The sequence below is a fragment of the Bacillus cereus group sp. TH152-1LC genome (assembly GCF_027710505.1).
Lineage (GTDB): Bacteria > Bacillota > Bacilli > Bacillales > Bacillaceae_G > Bacillus_A > Bacillus_A mobilis.
This window is the reverse complement of sequence record NZ_JAQFNK010000036.1, coordinates 1-22742: the sequence shown is the minus strand read 5'-3', so window position 1 is coordinate 22742 and position 22742 is coordinate 1. Positions and strand designations below refer to the sequence as shown.

Here is a 22742-nt window from a genome sequence, read left to right as displayed (position 1 = left end):
TAGAATCCCCCTCCCTATTATTTTATAATGCCTTCTTCACAAACCCTTTCGCTTCTTTTAATTTTCCCAGTGCTTCCCCATACTCACACTGCAATAACACCATAACAATCGCAGCTTTCACATTACGTTCTGCTTTTTCATAATACTCCGCTGCTACTTCATAACTAATCCCTGTTGCTTCCACAATAATTCGTTTTGATCTTTCTACTAATTTTTCATTTGTGGATTGAACATCTACCATTAAATTTTTATATACTTTCCCAACACCAATCATAGAAGCTGTTGAAATCATATTCAGCACTAATTTTTGCGCTGTACCAGCCTTCAAACGCGTTGAGCCTGTTAAAATTTCTGCGCCTGTTTCTACTTCCACATTTAGTTTTGCATACTTACTTATTTCAGCATTTTTATTACAAGAAATACTAGCTGTACTCGCACCCACGCTAGCAGCGTACTTCAAACCGCCAATTACATAAGGAGTTCTACCACTTGCCGCAATTCCAATCACTGTATCTTTCTCGTTTAATCCAATGCTTTTTAAATCTTCTTCTGCTAACTCTTCGCGGTCTTCGGCACCTTCCACCGCTTTAGTAAACGCTTTCAATCCGCCTGCTATAAATCCTTGCACCATTTTATCATCTGTGCCAAATGTCGGCGGACATTCCACTGCGTCCAAAATGCCTAAACGGCCACTCGTACCAGCCCCAATGTAAATTAATCGGCCCTCATTTTCAAAGGATTTAATGACAATCTGTACAACCTTTTCAATTTCTTCTATTTCATTTTCAACCGCTAACGCAACAGTTCGATCTTCTTCATTCATACTTTGCAACACTTCTTTTATGCTCATCTCATCTAAATTCATCGTCTTCTCATTACGATGTTCTGTCGATAAATTTTCTAACATATTACCACCCGCTTTGAAATTTAATTTCATACTTTTATTATAACTTTAAGAAATTTAAAATCAATATTACTTTATTATTTTATGAAATTTTATTTCTTTTTATGACGAATTTATGTCTGTATGCAAAAAAAGATGGGTTTCCCCATCTTCTCATTTTAGCTTCCGTAATCGTAGAGCTTCTTCTCTTGTCTCCATAAATTGATCCAACACTTTATTACCGATACGATTAAAAGTAATCACATATAAAGCATCAATCATATTGAGTTGTGTCATTCTCGAAGCAATACTCGCAATACGATGATCTTGTTCTACATCTGGCATACAAAGACGAATATCCGCCTCTTTATATAACGGTGATGATTGATCTAGCTTCGTAATTCCGATAACAGTTGCACCTTGTCTCTTCGCATATTGCGCCATTTCAAGTACATCTTTCGTACGACCAGATGTTGAAATCGCAACAAATATATCGCCCTCTTTTAAATTCGTTACAAGCGGCAACATCATATGAAAATCAGATAGCATCATCGCTGTAAATCCAAGTCTTGTGAATTTATAAGCCCCGTCCATCGCCGGAGTAGCTGATCCGCCGACTCCGTAAAATATAATTTTATCTGCATTTACAATACGATCTGCAGCTTTCTCAAGTTCTTTTTTATCTATCGCTGTAACGCTCGCCTCAATTGCAGCTTTATTCACATATGTAACTTTATTAAACAAGTCATACGGTCCATCTTCCGTATTCATCACTGAAAAATCATTAATATTATAATCAGCAATCGTTAATTCACGAACGAGTGCGATTTTAAATGCTTTAAAGCTCCCAATCCCAATCGACTTACAAAAACGAACAACACTCGCTTCACTTGCGCCTGCATTCGTTGACACTTCTTTCGTCGTTAAGTTCGGAACAATCTCTGCATTCCCCATTATGTACATGGCAACCTTCTTTTCAGCTGGTGAAAATTGATCCATATTACTTTCAATTTTAAATAGTAACGTTGAAGCTTTCACTATTTAACCTCCACTTCTTACGGTTGCGTATATTCTCTCATATTATTTGTATCATATAGATAAAAACCATCATCGCCAGGAGGATGGTGAACGATCACAGTTCGATCCCCTTTTTTATATGACGTTATTTCACCTTCAGACTTCTGTTCTTCCCAACCACCTATCCAAATTGCAAAGTCAGGTACAAAAGCAGTGTACTTATAGTCTTTTGGGTTTTCATCTTCTACATAGGAAGAAAAAATAGAAACAGGAAAATCTTTCACCTTTGATTCTTTCCATGCGGTAAATGGTATGCATATTGCAGTAAGTATGATTACAACGATAACCTTCCTCTTCGTAATCTTCATACATTTTCTCCCCTCGACTTATCATATACGTAGATTTTACCATAATTACAACCTATTCACGCCATATGACTATTGCTTTTTCCAATAAAAAAGAGCTTACCTACATCAGATAAGCTCTTCCTCTCTATACAAAATACTTCTTCAAAAGCGGCGGTGTAATAATCGTCGTCAATATAACAACAATAACAATCGCTGTGAAATTTTCTTTCGCTAATAAATTCGCCGCAAGTCCATTCGCTGCGATGATAAGCGCCACTTCTCCACGCGAAACCATCCCCGCACCAATACTAATAGAAGATTGAAGGTTGAATCCTGTTAGTCTTGCTCCTAAACCTGAACCAATTAACTTTGTAAAAATTGCAATAAGCGTCATGATGATAATGAACCAAAGCTGGCTTCCGATACCTTGAAATGTAATTTCCATTCCAATACTTACGAAGAACACTGGCACAAATATCGCATATGCAATCGGTTCAATTTTATGCTCTACTTCGTGCTTATACTCTGTTTGAGAAATGGCAATTCCGGCTGCAAATGCCCCGATAATACCTGCGATCCCCATCATTTCACTGTAATACGAAAATGAGAAACAAATAATAAGAGCTGCACTAATTAACGCTTCTGTTACACGAAGTGGTACGAGCATTTTCATAATCCATGGAACAACTTTCCAAGAGATGAAAACGATACTTACAAAAAAGATAATTTTCTTTGCAATGACAAGCGTTACATTTACATCTTGTGTGCCTAAAAAACTCATCACAAATGCTAATAAAATAACAACAATTACATCATCAAATACAGCTGCACCTAAAATCGTCGTACTTTCTCTCGTATTCATTTTCCCTAAATCTCTTAGTGTTTGAACAGAAATACTAACCGAAGTGGCACAAAGTAATAACCCTAAAAAGATCGCATGCGACTGTAACATTCCAAACGCAAGTCCTGCTAAATATCCACCAAGGAATGGGAAAATAATTCCTCCCATCGCTACTGCGAATACAGATTTCAAATTCCGATTTAACTCTTCTAAATCTGTTTCAAGTCCTGCCATAAACATGAGTAATAAAACACCAATCTCACTCAGTTCATCGATCAATTCAGAACTATTAATAATACCGAGTACAGCCGGACCGATAATAATACCAACGATTAATTTACCAAGTACAGAAGGCTGGCCAAGCCTAACGCTAATATCACCAGCTAATTTCGTACAAAGTAAAATGACGACAAGTTCAAAATAAAATAACATAACATCTTCTCCTACTTTATAAAGTGAAACTTTAATGAGTGGTTTTGTCACTCTGTTAACCCTCGTCTATTCCTGCCAGTAGTTTCCCCTATTCATTCGCATTTTATTTGTCACATTTTTATTTGACAAAATATTCTGAATTATAATAAAATTAATCCAGCAATTTTAAAAAACTACATACCATAACTGTACCTCCATTTACTTACATACTCTTTTCTAGTGGGCTCATACTATATTCGCAGTTATGGAAATGAAAAAACGGGGGGAGAGTCCAAAATGAAGTCATTATTACGAAAAAAACCGCTTAGTACTGAATCACCACGGCAGTTAGCGAGAACATTAACCGCACTTGATTTAACATTTTTAGGAATTGGCGCCGTGATTGGGACAGGGATCTTTGTGTTAACAGGTATTGTCGCAGCGAAACATTCTGGTCCTGGTATTATGCTATCATTCCTTATTGCTGCATTTACTTGTGCTTGTGTAGCCTTTTGTTATGCAGAATTTGCTTCTTCTATTCCTGTCTCAGGAAGTGTGTATACTTACGCATACATGACAGTCGGAGAAGTCGTCGCCTTCATCGTCGGCTGGTGTTTAATGCTCGAATATTTACTTGCAGTCGCGGCAGTAGCTGTCGGTTGGTCTGGTTATTTACAATCTTTACTACAAGGATTTAACATCCATCTGCCCGCCATAATCGCCTCTGCCCCTGGCGTAGGAAAAGGCGGCATTATCGATTTACCGGCTATTTGTATTTTACTACTCATTACGGGACTTTTAAGTTTTGGTATACGTGAAAGCGCACGTATTAATAATGTTATGGTTCTTATCAAGTTAGCTGTTATTATCGCCTTTATCGTAGCAGGCGCAAAATATGTAAAACCTGAAAATTGGACGCCATTCATTCCGTTCGGATACGACGGTATCATTACTGGAGCTGCCACTGTATTCTTCGCCTTCTTAGGCTTTGATGCAATCGCAACCGCTGCAGAAGAAACGAAAAAACCACAGCGCGATTTACCAATTGGTATTATCGGTTCCCTTCTTATTTGTACTGTTTTATACATGATTGTATCTTTCGTTTTAACAGGTATGGTTCCATATACACAATTAGATGTTTCTGATCCAGTTGCGTTTGCCTTACATTTCGTTGGCGAAGATACAATTGCAGGACTACTCGCTGTTGGAGCAATGACTGGAATGACAACCGTCCTCTTAGTCGTTATGTATGGACAAGTTCGCGTTTCTTATGCGATGAGCCGCGACGGTCTACTTCCAAAAGCGCTAGCACGTGTGAATACTAGAGTAAAAGTCCCTTTATTAAACACGTGGATCACTGGTGTGGTTGCCGCTTTATTAGCAGGACTTTTAGACTTACATTTACTAGCGAATTTAGTAAATATCGGTACGTTAACAGCATTCACATTCGTTTGCTGCGCGGTACTTATTTTACGAAAAACACACCCTGACTTAAAACGTGGATTCCGTGCACCTTTCGTACCTGTATTACCAATTGTCGCGATTCTTTGCTGTTTATATTTAATGATTAATTTGTCTAAAACGACATGGATTAGCTTTATAGCTTGGCTTATAGTCGGCTTATGCTTCTATTTCTTCTACTCTAGAAAACATAGTCATTTAGCTACTGAAAAAACAAATGATGAAGAAAAAAAAGCGTAACAAAATAGCTCGCCGATAAAACGGCGAGCTATCTTTCTATATTCGTATGTTTTTTCGTTAACGATTGTAAAATGAAAAATATGCCGATGCAAGCTGTAAGCGATGCCCAATTTCCCATTGGTGTAGAATATTTAAAAACGCCAATACCTACAAACAATAGAAAAATAATCACCTGATATATAAGCTTCCACTTTTGCATATGTTCCCTCCTTTACTTCGTTCCCTTCTTTTTCTTCTTCCATGCATTTACACTATCAAAGAAGAAATTAATAAATAACGTGCCTAAACCCGCTAATAAAAACGTCATTAAAAATAAAACCCATATACTTTTCTCTTTTAAGAAATAATATCCTACAAGGAGCACAACCGCGATCCATACATATTCAAGAATTCTTTTTAGCTTTTTCTCTTCCAAATTATTCGCTCCCTCATTCTATACTATTTTTAGTATAACAAAAAAGAAGCCTATCATGATAAGCTTCTTTTCTTCTCTCTTATTTGTTTATGCTTTTTTCAACGAGTGAAATCGCGTATTCCATCGTACGATTCATCGTTTCTACTTGTGCATCTTTTACTTTCGCATCTTTTAATACAGATTCTGCCACTGTAATTTTTTGACTCAATGATTTCACTGAACCGTCCGTTACATTTGCAGCTTGCGCTTTTTTCACTAACGCTTTTGCAGATTCAATATTGATTTGTAATTTTTCTTTCTGTGTTTTCGGTTGTTCTTCTGCCACTTTTGATTGTACAAATGTTACATTAGCTGTTTTTAATTCATTATACATTTGAACGATTTGCTCTCCAGTACTTCCTACATTTTCAAATACTTGCTTTGCATTATTATAGCTTTTCTCTAATTCTTGAAATGCTTCCTTTGAATATTGACCTGGCTTATCACCAAACTCATACGTAACAGCTAACACTTCTTTTACTTTTCCAAGCTCTTCATATAAAGCGTTTACTTCTTCTAACTTTGTACGGTTAGAAAACTCATTATATGCTGCTAATACTTCTGAAGAACTTAACTCTTTACTATATAATTTCGCAAGCGCAATTTGTCCATTCAACGGAATACCACCATTCCCGTTGCTATCTGGATCTGCACCAAGTGCAAATGGTACGTTCGGGTGATATACTTTCCCTGTAGCTGGCTGGCTATTTACTTTTTTACCATCTACGTAAATAGCTACTTCACTTCCATTATACGTTCCTGTTAAATGATACGTTTTATTGGCCGCTAATTGAACACCAACACGCTTATAGCTACCGCCAATATGAGCCCATAATTCAACATATCCACTTCCTGTAGATTCAAAACCAATTCCGCCGCTCTCTGTATTTTGTAAAATACCTTGCCCGCGGAGTTCATTCATTGAAAATACAGTTTCTAACGTAAACGTATTTGCTACTTTCTCTTTTTGTGCTGCTGAAAACGGAAGATATCCAAATGTATTTGCTTTTCCGTTTAGCTTCATAACATTCTTTTTCAATGCTTTATCATATTCAATAGTCACATTGCCCTTAACATCACCTTTTGTACCAAATGATGAATTGTCTTTAAATGTACCATCTACAAAGTTTACATCAAAAACATCTGCCTTTGGTACTTTCACATTCGGGTCAATATTATCTTTTTTCGTAGTGATTTCTGCTGTTAACGGCTGTACGCTCTCATTGCCGAATGAATCAATCGCTACGACTTCTAGTGTATATGTTTTCCCGCCATCTAGTCCTGCAAGTGTAAATGTCAGTTCTTTCGGCACTGGATCACGATAAAACTCTGAGAATGCTAACAATTTATTCTTTATTTCTCCCGTTTGCTTATCTCTAGCTTGTACACGGTAAGAATGAACAAGAAGGTTGTCCAATGCTTGCATGAATGTTACTGTTGCTGCATTTTCTGTTACATTTGATACCGATAACTTCGCATCTTTTGCAAAGTAAGGCTTTTCTTTATCACGATCTTCTACATGTGTAAATGTTTCTTTCTTTGATGGTAATTTAATTTTCCAAGGCGCCTGTCCAAGAATTTGTATGGAAATCACGGCGATTAATCGTTACTTCTTTATCATCTACTTCTACTAATAAACCTTGACTTAAAGTACTTGCTCCTGGTGGGATATTTCCTTGTACTTTACCACCTTCAACCTCCATATAACTTACTGAAGATGTGCCAACTGACGTAAAATCTTTTTGATGAATCGATCTTGGATCATCTAGCGGATAGTGTGAATGGCCAGAAAACGTAATGACTTGTGGGTATTGTTTTAATACCTCATTAATTTTCGCACTATCTTTCGTTCCCCATTCTTGACTACCGTATACTGTATCTTTAATATGTTGATGTAAAAATACGAAAATTGGTTTTTCTGGATCATCTTTTTGCGCTTTTGCCATCTCTTCTTTTAACCAATTAATTTGCTTGTCCGAATAATATCCATGAGTTGTTCCATCCTCTGGAGACATAACAAGGAAATGATACCCTTTTACCACCTTATGATAATAAATTGATTCCATTCCTGTTTTTTCTAAGAAACGCTTCTGCGCTCCCTCTACAGATAAACCGTTCCAATAATCATGGTTTCCTAGTGAGTTCATTCGTACTGCATCTTTATTTGCATTTTCGTTATACACTTGCATGAAACGATCATATTGTTGTACCGATCCTGAGTCAGTAAAATCTCCCACAATTACAAACGCATCTTGCTTTGGTGCAAGCGTATTGAACTGTTCAATCGCTCTTTTCCAGCGAAACGTATCATCCGTTCCACTATTTTTAATATGTACATCACTTACGACTGGAAAAACTATCTTCTTTTCACTTGATGCCTTTTCTTGCTTCTTCTCTTCCGCTTTGACTGATGTACTCCACGGAAATGATACGAATGCTAATACAAAAACCATTAATAATCCAATAAGACCTCTTACTTTTCGTAAAGCTGTTATTTCCACGTGAATCCTCCTCATAATAATTGATTCATTACAAGGGCTATTTTATCTAAAACATATTAATTTCGTTTAAATAACAAATGAATTTTATTAGATTTTTGTAAATATACAGTTAATTAGAGGTTAAGTCCAACATTCCTCGTACTATTGTATACAACCACCTTTTGTCTACTAAAAGAGCCTGATCATTCTTTTCCTATGACTATTTACATATAATCTTTTCTATAACACTAATGATAAGTTAGGGTTTAAGCCTATTAGACAATCTTAATTTTTAACATTTCCTTCTTTTTTAACACATCGGCCATGCTTTTACATTTAATAGTAGTAAAAGACAACTTAAAAAGGAGGGGTTGTATTGAAGAGCAAAAAAAATATTGGCTGTTTCGCTCCTTTATCTATCATTTGTCCAAATCCTTGTCCACCGCCCCCTCCTCCAAATCCAAATTGTGAGCGAGTAACAAATGAATTTGCAGGGAATTTCCTCATAACTAACAACACCATTCCCTCTAGCAAAGATGCACTACAATCAATGATACTGTGGCAAAGTGATGGGATACTACTTATATCAGGTACTGTCTCGGTTTACAATAGTACTAGCAGCACAGAAGCAATTACAATTCAAATCGTTGGAGCAGTAACCAATATTTTCACTGTGTTTCCTGGCAATACGATATCTTACACAGGAAAAGACTTACAATCTGTCAGTATTATTAATATACACAGTAATCCTTCACTATATTTAGAAGGCAAGTACTGTTGCCAATTTACATGTTGCTTATAGAATACCAATTTCATTACTTTTTCAATAAAAAAAGCATACCATTTACGGTATGCTTTTTTTATGAAATTGGATAACGTACTGTAATACAAAACTCGCCTTGATTAACAGTAGTTCCTGTCGTAGTAATTCGGACAGTAGTAAAATATCGTACAGTGAAAGTACCACTACTTTGTGGTTGTACAGTAATTGTATCCACTACTGTAGCACCTACTAAAAAATCCACTGTAATGGGATTCGCGCCTACATCATATTTTACATAACCTGAACCATATACTTCTTGTGTAATATTATTCGTATATACAATTTGAGTACCAGCACCTGTAATAGACCAGTCTGTACATACTTGATCTTGCACAAGTGTTTTATTAGAACAACAAGACAAACCGGAACTTCTCATTCCCATTTTGATCCTCTCCTATTCTGCTATGAAAGTGGATAACGTGTTGTAATACAAAATTCTCCCTGATACGTTCCAGCAGGTGTTGCAGGTAACACAACTTGTATACTATCAAAGCGGCGATACGTGAAAGCAATACTCGTTCCTGGGTTTAATGTTTGTGTATCAATTGTAGCCCCAGCAGAATCAAGCGCTTCTACAGTAATTGGACCTGGACCAACATCATATTTAACAAAACCAGTACCAATTACATTTTGGTTAATATTATTTGTATAAAGAACATTATCAATTGCTGTTGCAACTACAGTAGCAGACCACGGACTACACACTTTATCTTGTACATAATTTTTATCTGGACAACAAGTTAATGCCGACCCTGAGCACTCACAAGACATAGTTGTTTCCCCTCTCTCTTTTATATTCCCTATATGTGTATGTCCTTCAGAGTCTTTTGCCTGTACTATTCATCTATTTTCAAAAAATATGCAAATTCCAGTACCAATGACTAGATAGATTCCGTTCTGTTTCTTTTTTTCATAAATTTATAGATTAAAATACCACCTACAACAATAACTACGACTAGTAATATCGGTAGCATATATTGCCCAACAACATCCGCCGCTTTTTCCCAATGCGGACCTAATTTCATTCCAAAATAGACATATAAAGTCGTTAACGGGAACATTGCTACAAATGTATATATACTAAATTTCCATATGTTCATTTTCGCCATACCACATGGAACAGAGATAAGCGTTCGAACTCCCGGTACAAAGCGTCCAACAAATGCAACAACTGGTCCATACTTCTCAAAGAAATCATCTGCTTTTTGAATTTGTTCTTCTTTAATAAAGAAGTATTTTCCGTATTTTATTAATAGAGGACGACCACCGTAATAACCGAGTGCGTATAACGTTAACGGCCCTGTCGTTCCCCCCAGTGTCCCAGCTAATACAGCTAACCAGAAATTCATATCACCCTCGTATACCCAATATCCAACCATAGGCAAAACTACTTCTGCTGGAATAAATTCAAACGTTAATGCTAACACAACTCCAAAATAAGAAAACTGCTTTAAAAACTCAATTATATCTAAAATAATTTGCTCCATATTTTCAACTCCTATCCAATATTTACATTATGCTTTTCTTGCAATTGAACTGGCGCCATTTTTACAATTCGATTCAAAATGAATAACACAATTCCAATATCATCTAAAATACCGATAAACGGTAAGAAGTCTGGAATTAAATCGAGCGGCATTGCTACATACCCAACTAAAAAAGCAACAGATAAAATCTTCTTCTTTATTGAAACCTCTTTTGAAGTAAAAAAGTCAAATAGGAATGGAACGAAACGACGGACATGAAATACAACTCTTAATCTACTAATAAGTTTTTTCATTTTTATTTCTCCTCTCTTTGTATACGAAAAGGACCCTACCAAATATGGTAAGGGTCCTCAAAAAGACAGAAAGGGGCCTTTACCATTGCTGGTAAAGGTCTCACTAACAACGAAACGTTGCCAATAAAGCCGAGGGTTTCTCCCTGTAATGACGACTTTACTGTAATAAGTTACTCCCCTTTATATACACAGTTTTATACAATCACATTAAAATATTTGCCTAAGCTTGTCAATATTTTTTCATTCGACATCCAGATTATTACATTGCAAAAAGCTCTCTTTCCTGTTCTCTATGGAAAGGAATTGGAGTATATGACCATCTGGATCATGAAATATTATGCTAACTTCTTCACCATGGCGCTTTTCTACAAATGATATTTGATAAAACGCTAACTTCTTCTTTAACCGCTCGATATTTGTAGTTTTTAACAACAGTTCTTTCACTGATGAGATAACGGTCTCTCTATGTTCTCCCAGTCCCCTATTTACAACAAAACAAATTCTTGTTGAACCGATATCATACCACACACCTGTTACACGTATTTGCGGCCTCTCCTTGCTCGGTTGAAACCCTAGAATTCCTTCATAAAAATATAATGTTTCCTTTAAGTTTTTAGATTCTAATACAATACATGTCGTAACTCTTTCCATCCGCACTCCCCCTGCCCCTTTTAGTTTTCTATATGAGTCATAATTTGCAATTATGTACGAATACAATACGTAGTGATGAATATTTCATTTATAAAGGAGGCGTGTAACATGGATGAATTTATGAGATCCTACATACCTTTCCATGGCCCAAACGACCCTTGCCCTCCAATCGGAAAGAAATATTACTCAACTCCCCCACACCTATTTATGGGCTTTCAACCACCTAACCTACCCCAATTCCCACCAAAAGAAGCTTTACGAAAAGGAACTCTGTGGCCAGCTTTTTATGATTTTTATGAAAATCCTTACAAAAAAGGACGGTGAATAAAAACGTGACACAGACATTGCCTGATGAATATTACAAATGGATTGAAGAACTACAAGAACTAGACTTTGTATTAGTTGAACTTACCCTCTATTTAGATACGCACCCAAACGATACTGCAGCTATAAATCAATTCAACGATTTCTCCTATAAACGAAGAGTATTACAACAAAAAATCGAAGAAAGATATGGGCCACTTCAGCAGTTTGGGAATAGCTATTCTAACGCTCCATGGGAATGGAGCAAAGGACCGTGGCCCTGGCAAATATAAAGGAGAGAGACTATGTGGATTTATGAAAAGAAGTTACAATATCCAGTTAAAGTGAGTACTTGTAATCCAGCGCTCGCCAAACTATTAGTGGAACAGTATGGCGGTGCGGACGGCGAATTGGCTGCTGCTCTTCGCTACTTAAATCAACGCTATACAATTCCTGACAAAGTCGTTGGCTTACTAACCGACATTGGAACAGAAGAATTCGCACATTTAGAGATGATTGCGACAATGATTTATAAATTAACAAAAGATGCAACACCAGCGCAAATGAAAGCTGCTGGATTAGACGCACAGTACGCTAATCATGATAGTGCTTTGTTTTATCATAATGCTGGTGGCGTTCCTTTTACTGCTACTTATATTCAAGCAAAAGGAGACCCTATTGCAGATTTATATGAAGATATTGCTGCTGAAGAAAAGGCAAGAGCAACTTATCAATGGCTCATTGATTTATCTGACGACCCTGACATAAATGACAGCTTACGCTTTTTACGTGAACGAGAAATTGTCCATTCACAACGTTTCCGAGAAGCGGTTGAAATTTTAAAAGAAGAACGCGATCGAAAAATTTATTTTTAATACACGTATCCTAGCGATATGTGTTTTTTTACGTTCAAAGTTAAATCCTTCCTATTAAAGATATAAATAGTATATTTATTCGATTTAATGCATTATTTTTTAATATTTTCAAAATTCCCTATTGCTTTCTAGTCATCAGACCTTTAAAATAGTAACAGTTACTCGACAAATTATTTGAATTTTCGACAAAAACACTCATTAGGAGGATTTTCTTTATATGCGTACAACTTTAAAACCAGCGCAAATACTTTCGATTAGTTTATTACTATTCGCAGTTTTCTTCGGTGCTGGTAATATGATTTTCCCGCCCCTTCTCGGTCTTTCTTCCGGAGAAAACATGTGGATTTCCATTACAGGATTTATTATTACAGACGTCGGTTTATCTTTACTAGCTATCGTCGCTGTTGCCCTTGCCGGTGGTAGTTTTAACACTTTAGCAAGCCGTGTTCATCCAAAATTCGCAGCAATATTCGCTATCATTATTTATCTTTCAATCGGCCCACTATTTGTTATTCCACGAACTGGATCTGTATCTTACGAAATTGGGATTGCACCACTTTTCCCAGACCAATGGTACTCTATGTTAATCTTTAGTGCGATTTTCTTTACAGTCGTCTACTTCTTATCATTAAATCCATCCAAATTAGTAGATCATATCGGAAAAATATTAACACCAATTTTACTTGGAATTATTGCAATTATGGCAACAAAAGCGATTCTTTCACCAGGAACGTTTGCAGAACCTGTTGGTGACTATAAAGAAATTCCATTCTTCAAAGGATTTCTTGAAGGATTTTTAACGTTAGATGCAATTGGAGCACTTGTATTATCAACGATTGTTGTAAATGCAATCCGCCAAAACGGTATACAAGAGAAGAAATCGATCGCGAAATATACAATTATTTGCGGAAGCATTGCAGCTCTATTCTTAACAATTGTTTATTTCCTACTCGGTTATATCGGCGCTTCAAACGGCAATCTAGGACAATTCGAAAACGGTGGTCAACTATTAGCTACTGTTATGTATCAATTCTTTGGGACAAGCGGTAATGTTTTATTAAGTATCGCCATTATCTTCGCTTGTTTAACGACAGCAATTGGTGTTGTAAGTGCATTCGCCAATTATTTCGCAACAGTACTAACAAACGTTTCATATAAGAAGCTCGTACTATACGTTTGTATCTTTAGCTTCGTTATTTCAAACTTAGGTTTAAGTTTATTAATCAAAATTACATTACCTGTATTAATTATTTTGTATCCAATTACAATCATTTTAATTTTCGGATCATTTATTGATAAATATACGAAACGTAAACCTTCTGTCTACATCGGAGCAATGATCGCAGCATTCATTATTAGCTGTATTCACGCACTTGATAATGTGGAAATGATACCAAACTTTATCGCTAATATCGTACACACCATTCCTTTTTACAACTTAGGAATCGGTTGGATTATTCCAGCAATCATCGGTGGTATAATCGGATACTATATTCCGCAAACAGAAGCTGAAGGTGAAGTTTCTACAAAATAAAGAAAAGAAGCAAGCATGAACCCCATGCTTGCTTCTTTTTTTTATTTTCTATCGCTAAACACAGTATTTGTGTACGAACGAACCGTTAACATATAGTAACCAAAGTAAATGATGATATACACCCCTATACTACCTAGTAAAGGAAGACTATATTCAAACATACCTGTAAAGCCCATCAAACTTAAAAATGCAAAGAATGTATGACATATTGCCAGCAGTAATGGTACTACAAATATTGCACCTACTTGCTTTCTTACAGACTCTGTGGCTTCCCTTCTCGTTAGTCCAATTTTCTTTAACATTCCGTACGCTGGTCGCTCTGCCATCGCTTCTGTTATTTGTTTAAAGTATAAAATACAACCCGTTGCCAAAATAAAGACAATCCCTAAAAATACACTAGCAAATAATAACACTGCACCATCTTGCAATTCAGATTGGCTCGCCTCTTCAAATGATTGGAATTTCACTTCTTTAGGAAGGATTGTCCCTAGCTCTTTCGTTAGCTCTCTATTACCGTTTCCTTCAACGATAAATCCACTAACTGTTGAAACAGCCTTTCCTTGTTGCAACTTATTAAATAACGAATCTCGAACAACAAGCCCCACTGGTGCAAGTTTCGCACTCACAACTGTTTCTTCTCGGTGATCAACGATTGTTAAACCACTCTTCATCCCTTCAAAGGACACATTATTTCCTTCAAGCGAATTCTTTTCGATGTTATATGATTTATATGGATCTAATAAAACAACTTCCTTTTCAGAACCGAGAATAACTTGTTTGTTACCTAACTTAGAAGCCGATTTATTATAATCTGTCACTTTTATAATTTGTACATTACCATTACCTATTAAATACCCAGTTAATATTTGTTCCCCATCTATCTTCCCTTGCATAGAGAGCATCGCTACAGACGTTTCATTTTTAATTGCTAACTCATGTTTTCGAATTTCTTCTCTAACTTTCTTATCTAATTCCTTTCCAGTTGTTACATATTCATAACTAACTGGATTCATTAATGCCGCTGTCTTCTGTGCTCCATAATACATACTAGAACTAATTCCAATGGTACATAATGTTACCGCACTTAATAAAGATAATAGCGCCAGCATCTTTACGTTCCCTTTTATTCTGAAGAACAATGAAGAAATGGATAAAATGTTCGTTCCATTCCAATATTTCTTCTTATCGTCTTTTATTTTATAAAGCGATTTTACTGTATACTGTTCAAACAATAAAAATGTACCTTTTACGATTAAGCCGAAAATAACTAAACCTGTAAGAAGTAATACCCCTGCTCCAAAAATTAAAGTCGAAAATGCAACCATATATCCCGCACAAAGTAATACAATTGCTCGCTTTGCCTTCTTACTTGCATACGTAGGTACCTCTTCTTTCTGATTTTCACCATATAATAATTCAACTAAACGATGCTCATAAATTAACTTTTTACTTTTCCATGATGCAATAAAGAAAATTGCGCCTATCGTTATAAGAACTTCTACTATAGATAAAAATGAAATCGTAAATGTAAAAGTAAACGCACTTCCCATTAACTTCACCAGAAGCCCTGCGCACATATTTGCTATAAATAAACCAGCAAGAATACCTAACACACTTGCCGCACCACCAACTAATAACGTTTCATAAAAGAGTAACTTCGCAATTTCTTCTTTACGAATACCTAATAAACTGTATAACGCAATTTCTTTTTTCTTCTTTCGCAAAAAGAAGCTATTACAATAAAAAACAAATATCGTTAAAAAGATAATCAACAATATTTGTGCAAACGTAAATGTCGTTTCCACTTTATCCGACTCTTTTAAAAGAGCTACTACACTTTCATTTCGTTTAATCGATACGAATGTAAAATAAATAATAATGCTGCCTACTAATGAAATAAAGTATAGAAAATAATCTTTCATATTTCGTTTTATACTACGTTTTGATACTTCTAAAAAATCCATCGTACACCTTCACCTGCTCTCGCATTTCTCTATACATGAAGTGTATACGAAATTGTATTTCTCCCCTATCGATTTTCATTACAGCTCTCTTACGATATTGTAATATAACAAAATAAAAGAACCTAGTTTCCTAGGCTCTTCACATCGTATGTTTAAAAGTAAATAACTCTTCTTTTGACTGCACAGCAGATTGTTCCTCTTCTATAGCGTCCTTCTTTATCTCTCCTCCTAACCTTACTTTCATCATCGCCTCTTCTATACTTTTTACAATCATATTTCCTGAAAAAATAGTAAGTCCAAAACATGTAATGGGAACGAGCGGAATCCACGGATTCACTGTTAATGATCTAAAATAGACTCCAATTAAACCTGACCATTCATGCGTGTAAGATTCTATTTCTTCTATCGGTCCTAAAAACTGAACTGTTCCACCAAAGAATATTTCCAGTAATCCTAAGTGCAGTAAAATAGTAAGAGTTTGCGTAAACTGCTGAAAAAATACAAGTATAAACGTCATATAGAGATGGGGGAAAATATGCTTTATCACAATGTGCCTTCTCGATCCACCCAATATGCGCGCAGCTTCAATAAATTCTTCGGTTCTCAGTTTACGTACTTCCTTCGCAACATACAGTGCAATAACAGGCATCACAAGCATGACAAGTAATAAAACTTGAAACGAAGCTCTTTCAAAAAAGGTTGTTGTTTCCTCCCCACTCCCAAATGCATTTGCAAGGTGAAGAAAAAAGTACGCAATCATAACTGTCGGAATAACTGTAAAACTATCAAAGAAAGCCTCGATTTTTGAAAAGCCTCTTTTTACATATGTTCCGATTACAACACCGAAAAACACACCTATTACCATTCTAAGTGCCGCAATTAAAATAGAGATACCAATCGTCCACTTTGCACCTTCAATGACTAAATGTAACAGGTCGTATCCTTTCCGGTCTGTCCCAAGTAAAAATTGTAATGAAGGTGAAAACGGTGGCACTTGTGGATTTTCATCCGCATCATATTGCAATGTAACTTGTCTAATATGTCCATCATTCCATATCGTATTTCCGATGCTCAAAAGAACTAATATGAGAAGAAACCCAATGCTTATCCAAAATCTTTTATCGCTTTTTATATACGTCCACATATTATAGTCTCTCCTTCATCGCAGCTGGAATGAGATAATGAAACAATTTAAACAAAATAAAAATCGGAATATAAATAAGTAGCACACTAACGATGAAGACCTCCACCCTAATACCTTCATACGATTTCAAAAACATAAAAATACCACCCGTATTAAAAATCCATTCTATAATATATAAATTAGATAACATAAAAAAGATATTCGTTTTCGCAAAGAAAAGTGTACTAAGCAACACATTTCGTAAAACATGACGATTTAAAATATGAATACGATTTAGCCCTTTCGCCTTAGCAAATAGTACATAATCTTTTTCTAGCTCATTTTCAAAACGAAGCACCATCATTTTTACAAACAGAATCGTAGTCGGTATACTCAAACAAAATATTGGCAATCCTCTAATCGACTCGCCTCCGATTGACGCAATTTGAAAAGGTAAAAAGCCTGTTTGTTTAAAAAACCATACAACTAAAATTTGTGATACTAAAATAAGTAAAATGTCTGGAATAGATTCTAAGAAGATAAGAAATGATTTAATACAATGTTGTATACGCGGTGAACTACTCATAATGACATAAACAATACAAAATGCTACAAATAATGAAATGAAAAAAGCAGCCAAAAAAATGACAATCGTTTCTTTATAATGGACGAACAACTGTGGAAATAAAAATTTACCTCTTACATATTGAAAATTGGAGATATCCATTAAATTCACAAACACTTCTTTTAAACTTTGTATGTACTTTGATGCATGCAACTCAAATCCGTAAAACAATTTTGGCAGTGCTCCTAAACAAATAATACCCAAAATCGAAATAATAAATTGAACCGTCACTTCCATCCCATTCAGAAAAACTTTTTTGACCACGTTTTCCCTTCTTTCTCTATATAATTTACCCCTTTAATTTTATTCTTAATTTTCTGAATTGTAAATATTTATAAAGAAAAATCACTAGGTTATGATCCTAGTGATTCTTTATGCGCATGCCCTTCTCTTTTCGCAAATGGCATATACAAAATAAAACATCCAATAAGCGCAGCTATTTCTAATGAAATAATATAGTAAGGGTGTGGCCCTAACATATCGAGTAATGAAGCAGTTTCTGGCTTACGAGCTAAAAACATATAATTGCCACCTGTTTTGTAGTTCACAAAAGAAACGATTGGAATTATTATGTTTAAAAATATCATCGTACGCTTAATTGATTGCAAGGTCGGTCTATATCCTTCTACCCATGTCATAAAGAGTGGTGCCCAAATGAGTAATACATGTGCAACGAAGAATTCTATAAAGCGAAAATGCGGAAAAGCATATTGCACGTTCGGCGTTAAAATAGCTTGTGATGCACCGATAATCCCTGTAAAAAATACAATCTCATATATGCGGTAACTTTTCGTTACAATCATAATCGACGCTAACAATAAACTAATCGTACATAACTCAAACGGTAATGAAGTGCCTAGTTCAAAAACCCCCGCTTTCCATTCCCACATAAGGAGCCCAATTTCACTCCCAATAAATAAAAATGCAATCGCATATCGAACCGTTATATTCCACTCACTTTGACGTAATACATCTTGGTATTGATACAGAAAAAATATCCCCACCAACATAATAAATAATATAAGGACGTGTTGCCTTGAGTATGGAATAAATGGTTTCAATGGATGCGCACTAAAATAAGCTTCCATCTTGCCTCCTCCTCTCCTTCATACAATATTATTGTAAGAAAGAAACAACGAGTCAATTCATTTGCTCACACTTGAACAAGCTCTACCTTACATTTACATATTCATACCTTACAAAACTGTAAGGTTATTGTAAGCTAAAACGATTTGTCAGATTCTTCACCTCTTTTATACTGAATGTAGATACTAAAACGAACGAAAAGGTGATAAATAGATGAAGAAGAAAAATAAAGTGTTAATTACTAGTGTAGTAGCAATTGGAATTGCAGCTGGATCATATTTTGCATTTGCTGGTGGCGGTGGTTCAGAAGTAGCAATGGCATATAGTGGATATAAAGTAACAGAAAAACAAATTGAAAACGCGCAAAAATTTGGCGGTGAAGTCATTCCAAACGGAATCGAAACAATTTCATTTGATCCAACAAAAGGTACGTATGAATTATCTGTAAAAAAAGGTGATGAAGTAAAAAAAGGGCAACTCCTTTTTAAATATAATGACCCTACTACGAAACAAGGCGTAACAGAAGCAGAAATGCAAAAGAAAATCGCACAAAAAGAAGTAACATTGTTCCAAAAACAAATTGATGCAGCGAAACAAAAATTACAAAAAGATAAAAATGCAGGCCTTCCTGCTGAAGCATTAAAAGCATCAGAAATCGAAGTACAACAATTAGAATCACAAATTGAAATGAAAAAGTTTGAAGTTGAAAAATCTGATGAAATGATTAAAGCAGCAAAAGAAAAAGTAAACACACTTTCTGTAACGAGCCCTACTGATGGCGTAATTGATGACATCGTAAAAACTGCTGATGAAAAAACAGGTATGGGCGGTATTACACTTCGTCACGCTGGTCCATTTAAAGTAAAAGGTCAACTTTCTGAATATGAGCTTGCGAGTATGAAAGTTGGGCAAGAAGTAACTGTTTCATCAAAAACGGTTTCTGGTAAGACTTGGACAGGAAAAGTAACAGAAATCGGTTCTACACCATTAAAGAGCATGGATGAAAACAAAACTGTTTCTAACTATCAATTCACTGTCACATTAGACAATAGTGAAGAATTACAAAACGGTTTCCACGTTTACGTAACAAGTAAATCTGGCGAAGCAACTGGTACAATTGTTCCGAAAAGCAGCATCGTGAAAAAAGGTGACAAAAATGTTGTCTTCGTTGTAAAAGACGGTAAAGCGAAAGAACAAGCGGTTACTGTTGAATTCGAGACTGATAGTGAAGCAAAAGTTTCTGGAGTGAAAAAAGGAGAACAAATTATCTCTAAACCTGAAAAAGACTTAAAAGATGGTATGGAGGTTGTCGTTGAATGATTAACTTAAAAGGCATCACGAAATCTTTCCAAAATGGTGCAGAATCCGTTCAAATATTACACGGCATCGACGTAACACTGAACCAGGGAGAATTCACTTCTATTATGGGACCGTCTGGTTCTGGTAAATCAACATTAATGAACATTATCGGTTGCTTAGATAAACCAACGACAGGTGCGTATGAACTAGCTGGTCAAAACATTTCAAACATGTCTGAAACAGAACTTGCACGAGTTCGTAATAAAGAGATTGGATTCGTATTCCAAAACTTCATGTTATTACCGAGACTTACAGCACTTCAAAATGTAGAGCTACCTCTTATTTACGCTGGAGTTGATAAAAAAGAAAGACGTGAGCGCTCATTAGCCGCTTTAACAAAAGTAGGTTTAGCTGATCGCGCTACTCACTTACCGAACGAATTATCAGGTGGACAAAAACAACGTGTCGCTGTTGCACGTGCAATCGTAAATAATCCAAAGTTCATTTTAGCCGATGAACCGACGGGTGCACTTGATACGAAGACGAGTACACAAATTATGGACCTCTTTTACGAATTAAACAAACAAGGCTCAACAATCATTATGATTACCCACGATCGTGAAATTGGGGAAGCTGCAGCACGTCAAATTGTAATTCGTGACGGAAATATCGTCCAAGATTGGAGAGGTTAATTTTGAACACGAGTGAAAATATACGCATGGCCCTTTCCTCTATCTTTGCCCACAAAATGCGTTCTATCTTAACGATGCTAGGAATTATTATCGGTATTAGTGCCATTATTACTATCATTTCAATGGGTGATGGTACAAATGCAAAGTTTAAAGAAGAATTAGGCCAAGGAAAAGATAATGAAATAACCATTTACTACAACAATCCTGATTACGGAACAGATAGTGCCAAAATCACACCTGATATGCTAAACCGTCTTCAAACCGTACCAGGCGTTAAAGATGTGTATCCAGATGTAAGCATGAAAGTAAAAGCATCTGCTGGTTCAAAAGATGTAAATCTTGATTTAAAAGGTGGAACAGGCGCCTTTATGACAGATTCGAAAATAAAATTAGTTCACGGTCGTGAATTAAACGACAGCGAATTAAACCAAGCAATCCCTGCTGTTATATTAAATGAAGAAGCTTTTAACAAATTATTTAGTAGTGGTTGGGAATCAAATCAATACACAGATATAAAAGGAAAGCCGTATAAAATAGTCGGTGTATACGAAACGAAAAACGACTTCGGAATGCCTATGCCTGAAGGTTATACGTCACTTGAAAACGCGCCTGTCATTTCAGGAGTAAATGAGTATGACTCTGTAAGATTAACAATGACCTCTCCGACAGAACGTAAAAGTGTAGAAAAACAAGCCGTTTCTGTTTTAAACGAAATGAAAGCTCCTAAATTTGAGCACAAATTTGAAGCACAAGATTTAGGTGAATTTACGAAGCAATTAGACGAATCAATCGGTATGATGAAAATGGTATTCGGTGGTATTGCTGCTATCTCCTTACTAGTTGGTGGTATCGGTGTAATGAATATCATGCTTGTATCTGTAACAGAACGTACACGTGAGATTGGTATTCGTAAAGCACTTGGTGCAACACGCGGTAAAGTATTAACACAATTCTTAATTGAATCTTGTATTTTAACAGGACTTGGTGGTTTCATCGGATTCATGCTCGGTATCTTCTTCGCTTGGATCGTTTCCATCTTTGCCGGATGGCCACTCGTTGTCTCAAAAGAACTTGGACTTCTTGCAGTAGGTATCTCCATGTTAATCGGTATTATATTCGGTCTACTACCAGCTAACAAAGCTGCCAAACTGGATCCAATTGAATGGTTACGATATGAGTAAAAAAGAGGTTGCCTACGTGCAACCTCTTTTTCTATACCAAAAGAAATGAACAACTTTATTATGTGCATCATCTAAGCAAATATCAAATAACAATATTCGTGTATTAAAAGATTAATTAAGAATTCTTATTTTCACCTTTTTGCGTCCCCACTTAATAGCTTCTCTTTCAGTCGGGAAAAGTACATCAATTATTTTCCCTTTAATAGCACCACCCGTATCACCGGCAATGGCTACACCATAACCCTCAACATCTACTTGCGTTCCTAATGGAATTACTTTAGGATCAACAGCAATTAACTTGATATTTGGGTTTTTCCCTATATCAATACCATATGCAGTAATGCGTTCATGTGGAGGACTGTTCTCTACACTATACGCTGTAGACTCGAAAACCATTTCAATGCCACCGTTTGGATTAATCCATTTTTCCCCTTCATAAGAAATAATCTTTAACCAGCCACTTGTTGTACCATCGATAACAAGCACCTCTTGTGCTGAAAAAGCTTGGCCTCCATTTCCTTTTGTGGATACAAATGATGGTTCATTGTACGTATAGAATGATTTTTCTACATACTTTTTCTCACCATTTGGATTGATCCATTTTTCTCCTTCATAAGAAATAATCTTTAACCAACCACTTGTTGTACCATCAATCACAGGTACCTCTTGCGC

Annotated in this window: 25 protein-coding genes and 1 pseudogene; 9 read left to right on the top strand and 17 right to left on the bottom strand. The window is 35.9% G+C overall.

What is annotated here, in order from left to right; translation table 11 throughout:
- Nucleotides 1-22 precede the first annotated feature (22 nt).
- From murQ to PDL00_RS32795, 4 genes are all read right to left on the bottom strand, one after another.
- Entirely contained in the window at nt 23-907 is an 885-nt protein-coding gene (gene murQ, locus PDL00_RS32810) for an N-acetylmuramic acid 6-phosphate etherase (protein WP_242253707.1), read from the bottom strand.
- Nucleotides 908-1057: 150 nt separating this feature from the next.
- Entirely contained in the window at nt 1058-1921 is an 864-nt protein-coding gene (locus PDL00_RS32805; RefSeq protein ID WP_087979551.1) for a MurR/RpiR family transcriptional regulator, read from the bottom strand.
- A 17-nt stretch (nt 1922-1938) separates the two neighbouring features.
- Nucleotides 1939-2268 (bottom strand): outer surface protein, encoded by a 330-nt coding sequence (locus PDL00_RS32800; protein WP_270733681.1) that lies wholly within the window; start codon nt 2266-2268, stop codon nt 1939-1941.
- A 124-nt stretch (nt 2269-2392) separates the two neighbouring features.
- Nucleotides 2393-3520, bottom strand: coding sequence for a cation:proton antiporter (locus PDL00_RS32795; RefSeq protein WP_270733686.1), 1128 nt, complete (start codon nt 3518-3520; stop codon nt 2393-2395).
- Between the two features lie 276 nt (nt 3521-3796).
- Here PDL00_RS32795 and PDL00_RS32790 point away from each other — a divergent pair, with 276 nt between their 5' ends.
- A complete protein-coding gene (locus PDL00_RS32790; RefSeq protein ID WP_242253709.1) occupies nt 3797-5200 on the top strand; it encodes an amino acid permease in 1404 nt (467 codons plus the stop codon).
- 28 nt (nt 5201-5228) lie between these two features.
- On the opposite strand, the gene PDL00_RS32785 is transcribed toward PDL00_RS32790, so the two are convergent.
- The 3 genes and pseudogenes from PDL00_RS32785 to PDL00_RS32775 all read right to left on the bottom strand — a co-directional run bounded on the left by PDL00_RS32785 (nt 5229) and on the right by PDL00_RS32775 (nt 8155).
- A complete protein-coding gene (locus tag PDL00_RS32785; protein WP_242253710.1) occupies nt 5229-5399 on the bottom strand; it encodes a hypothetical protein in 171 nt (56 codons plus the stop codon).
- 12 nt (nt 5400-5411) lie between these two features.
- A complete protein-coding gene (locus PDL00_RS32780; RefSeq protein ID WP_242253711.1) occupies nt 5412-5615 on the bottom strand; it encodes a hypothetical protein in 204 nt (67 codons plus the stop codon).
- A 79-nt stretch (nt 5616-5694) separates the two neighbouring features.
- Nucleotides 5695-8155: pseudogene (locus tag PDL00_RS32775) on the bottom strand (LamG-like jellyroll fold domain-containing protein).
- A 355-nt stretch (nt 8156-8510) separates the two neighbouring features.
- Between PDL00_RS32775 and PDL00_RS32770 the strand changes: the two are divergent.
- Entirely contained in the window at nt 8511-8936 is a 426-nt protein-coding gene (locus tag PDL00_RS32770) for an S-Ena type endospore appendage (protein WP_270733680.1), read from the top strand.
- 58 nt (nt 8937-8994) lie between these two features.
- On the opposite strand, the gene PDL00_RS32765 is transcribed toward PDL00_RS32770, so the two are convergent.
- From PDL00_RS32765 to PDL00_RS32745, 5 genes are all read right to left on the bottom strand, one after another.
- Nucleotides 8995-9339 (bottom strand): DUF3992 domain-containing protein, encoded by a 345-nt coding sequence (locus tag PDL00_RS32765; protein WP_000525803.1) that lies wholly within the window; start codon nt 9337-9339, stop codon nt 8995-8997.
- A gap of 20 nt (nt 9340-9359) precedes the next feature.
- Nucleotides 9360-9728, bottom strand: coding sequence for a DUF3992 domain-containing protein (locus tag PDL00_RS32760; protein ID WP_001277536.1), 369 nt, complete (start codon nt 9726-9728; stop codon nt 9360-9362).
- Nucleotides 9729-9838: 110 nt separating this feature from the next.
- Nucleotides 9839-10444: a DedA family protein gene (locus PDL00_RS32755; protein ID WP_000435019.1), complete on the bottom strand. Its 606-nt coding sequence runs from the start codon at nt 10442-10444 to the stop codon at nt 9839-9841.
- Between the two features lie 11 nt (nt 10445-10455).
- A complete protein-coding gene (locus PDL00_RS32750) occupies nt 10456-10737 on the bottom strand; it encodes a YkvA family protein (RefSeq protein ID WP_000733851.1) in 282 nt (93 codons plus the stop codon).
- Between the two features lie 240 nt (nt 10738-10977).
- Nucleotides 10978-11388: a VOC family protein gene (locus tag PDL00_RS32745; protein ID WP_270733679.1), complete on the bottom strand. Its 411-nt coding sequence runs from the start codon at nt 11386-11388 to the stop codon at nt 10978-10980.
- Nucleotides 11389-11496: 108 nt separating this feature from the next.
- On the opposite strand from PDL00_RS32745, the gene PDL00_RS32740 reads away from it, so the two are divergent.
- From PDL00_RS32740 to brnQ2, 4 genes are all read left to right on the top strand, one after another.
- Nucleotides 11497-11712 carry a spore coat associated protein CotJA gene (locus PDL00_RS32740; protein WP_097818459.1) on the top strand — a complete coding sequence of 72 codons (216 nt, stop codon included), beginning with the start codon at nt 11497-11499 and terminating at the stop codon, nt 11710-11712.
- 8 nt (nt 11713-11720) lie between these two features.
- Nucleotides 11721-11984, top strand: a complete 264-nt coding sequence (locus PDL00_RS32735) for a spore coat protein CotJB (protein WP_061677843.1) — start codon at nt 11721-11723, stop codon at nt 11982-11984.
- A 12-nt stretch (nt 11985-11996) separates the two neighbouring features.
- A complete protein-coding gene (gene cotJC / locus PDL00_RS32730) occupies nt 11997-12566 on the top strand; it encodes a spore coat protein CotJC (RefSeq protein WP_061677842.1) in 570 nt (189 codons plus the stop codon).
- Nucleotides 12567-12783: 217 nt separating this feature from the next.
- Nucleotides 12784-14100, top strand: coding sequence for a branched-chain amino acid transport system II carrier protein BrnQ2 (brnQ2, locus tag PDL00_RS32725; protein WP_270733678.1), 1317 nt, complete (start codon nt 12784-12786; stop codon nt 14098-14100).
- Nucleotides 14101-14141: 41 nt separating this feature from the next.
- Here brnQ2 and PDL00_RS32720 read toward each other — a convergent pair whose 3' ends face one another.
- From PDL00_RS32720 to PDL00_RS32705, 4 genes are all read right to left on the bottom strand, one after another.
- A complete protein-coding gene (locus tag PDL00_RS32720; protein WP_270733677.1) occupies nt 14142-16064 on the bottom strand; it encodes an FtsX-like permease family protein in 1923 nt (640 codons plus the stop codon).
- A gap of 139 nt (nt 16065-16203) precedes the next feature.
- Nucleotides 16204-17208 carry an ABC transporter permease gene (locus PDL00_RS32715; RefSeq protein ID WP_144534736.1) on the bottom strand — a complete coding sequence of 335 codons (1005 nt, stop codon included), beginning with the start codon at nt 17206-17208 and terminating at the stop codon, nt 16204-16206.
- Nucleotide 17209: 1 nt separating this feature from the next.
- A complete protein-coding gene (locus tag PDL00_RS32710) occupies nt 17210-18076 on the bottom strand; it encodes an ABC transporter permease subunit (protein WP_270733676.1) in 867 nt (288 codons plus the stop codon).
- Between the two features lie 89 nt (nt 18077-18165).
- The gene (locus PDL00_RS32705) at nt 18166-18900 is read right to left on the bottom strand and encodes a YwaF family protein (protein ID WP_270733675.1); all 735 of its coding nucleotides are present in this window, start codon (nt 18898-18900) and stop codon (nt 18166-18168) included.
- Between the two features lie 211 nt (nt 18901-19111).
- Between PDL00_RS32705 and PDL00_RS32700 the strand changes: the two genes are divergently transcribed.
- The 3 genes from PDL00_RS32700 to PDL00_RS32690 are packed head-to-tail and all read left to right on the top strand — an operon-like array spanning nt 19112 to nt 22070.
- Complete coding sequence (locus tag PDL00_RS32700) at nt 19112-20218, top strand: efflux RND transporter periplasmic adaptor subunit (protein ID WP_270733673.1); 1107 nt, start codon at nt 19112-19114, stop codon at nt 20216-20218.
- Nucleotides 20215-20889, top strand: coding sequence for an ABC transporter ATP-binding protein (locus PDL00_RS32695; RefSeq protein WP_000609098.1), 675 nt, complete (start codon nt 20215-20217; stop codon nt 20887-20889). Before PDL00_RS32700 ends, PDL00_RS32695 begins: the two co-directional genes overlap by 4 nt.
- Nucleotides 20890-20915: 26 nt before the next feature.
- Nucleotides 20916-22070, top strand: coding sequence for an ABC transporter permease (locus PDL00_RS32690; protein ID WP_442868355.1), 1155 nt, complete (start codon nt 20916-20918; stop codon nt 22068-22070).
- Nucleotides 22071-22181: 111 nt separating this feature from the next.
- On the opposite strand, the gene PDL00_RS32685 is transcribed toward PDL00_RS32690, so the two are convergent.
- A partial coding sequence (locus PDL00_RS32685) for a 3D domain-containing protein (RefSeq protein ID WP_270733671.1) occupies nt 22182-22742 on the bottom strand: 561 nt, incomplete at its 5' end.

Excerpts from the sequence above, each read along its gene's own strand:
- murQ (WP_242253707.1), bottom strand. The coding sequence starts at position 907 with ATGTTAGAAAATTTATCGACAGAACATCGTAATGAGAAGACGATGAAT.
- PDL00_RS32800 (WP_270733681.1), bottom strand. The coding sequence starts at position 2,268 with ATGAAGATTACGAAGAGGAAGGTTATCGTTGTAATCATACTTACTGCA.
- PDL00_RS32795 (WP_270733686.1), bottom strand. The coding sequence starts at position 3,520 with ATGTTATTTTATTTTGAACTTGTCGTCATTTTACTTTGTACGAAATTA.
- PDL00_RS32790 (WP_242253709.1), top strand. The coding sequence starts at position 3,797 with ATGAAGTCATTATTACGAAAAAAACCGCTTAGTACTGAATCACCACGG.
- PDL00_RS32785 (WP_242253710.1), bottom strand. The coding sequence starts at position 5,399 with ATGCAAAAGTGGAAGCTTATATATCAGGTGATTATTTTTCTATTGTTT.
- PDL00_RS32765 (WP_000525803.1), bottom strand. The coding sequence starts at position 9,339 with ATGGGAATGAGAAGTTCCGGTTTGTCTTGTTGTTCTAATAAAACACTT.
- PDL00_RS32760 (WP_001277536.1), bottom strand. The coding sequence starts at position 9,728 with ATGTCTTGTGAGTGCTCAGGGTCGGCATTAACTTGTTGTCCAGATAAA.
- PDL00_RS32755 (WP_000435019.1), bottom strand. The coding sequence starts at position 10,444 with ATGGAGCAAATTATTTTAGATATAATTGAGTTTTTAAAGCAGTTTTCT.
- PDL00_RS32750 (WP_000733851.1), bottom strand. The coding sequence starts at position 10,737 with ATGAAAAAACTTATTAGTAGATTAAGAGTTGTATTTCATGTCCGTCGT.
- PDL00_RS32745 (WP_270733679.1), bottom strand. The coding sequence starts at position 11,388 with ATGGAAAGAGTTACGACATGTATTGTATTAGAATCTAAAAACTTAAAG.
- PDL00_RS32740 (WP_097818459.1), top strand. The coding sequence starts at position 11,497 with ATGGATGAATTTATGAGATCCTACATACCTTTCCATGGCCCAAACGAC.
- cotJC (WP_061677842.1), top strand. The coding sequence starts at position 11,997 with ATGTGGATTTATGAAAAGAAGTTACAATATCCAGTTAAAGTGAGTACT.
- brnQ2 (WP_270733678.1), top strand. The coding sequence starts at position 12,784 with ATGCGTACAACTTTAAAACCAGCGCAAATACTTTCGATTAGTTTATTA.
- PDL00_RS32720 (WP_270733677.1), bottom strand. The coding sequence starts at position 16,064 with ATGGATTTTTTAGAAGTATCAAAACGTAGTATAAAACGAAATATGAAA.
- PDL00_RS32715 (WP_144534736.1), bottom strand. The coding sequence starts at position 17,208 with ATGTGGACGTATATAAAAAGCGATAAAAGATTTTGGATAAGCATTGGG.
- PDL00_RS32705 (WP_270733675.1), bottom strand. The coding sequence starts at position 18,900 with ATGGAAGCTTATTTTAGTGCGCATCCATTGAAACCATTTATTCCATAC.
- PDL00_RS32700 (WP_270733673.1), top strand. The coding sequence starts at position 19,112 with ATGAAGAAGAAAAATAAAGTGTTAATTACTAGTGTAGTAGCAATTGGA.
- PDL00_RS32695 (WP_000609098.1), top strand. The coding sequence starts at position 20,215 with ATGATTAACTTAAAAGGCATCACGAAATCTTTCCAAAATGGTGCAGAA.
- PDL00_RS32690 (WP_442868355.1), top strand. The coding sequence starts at position 20,916 with ATGGCCCTTTCCTCTATCTTTGCCCACAAAATGCGTTCTATCTTAACG.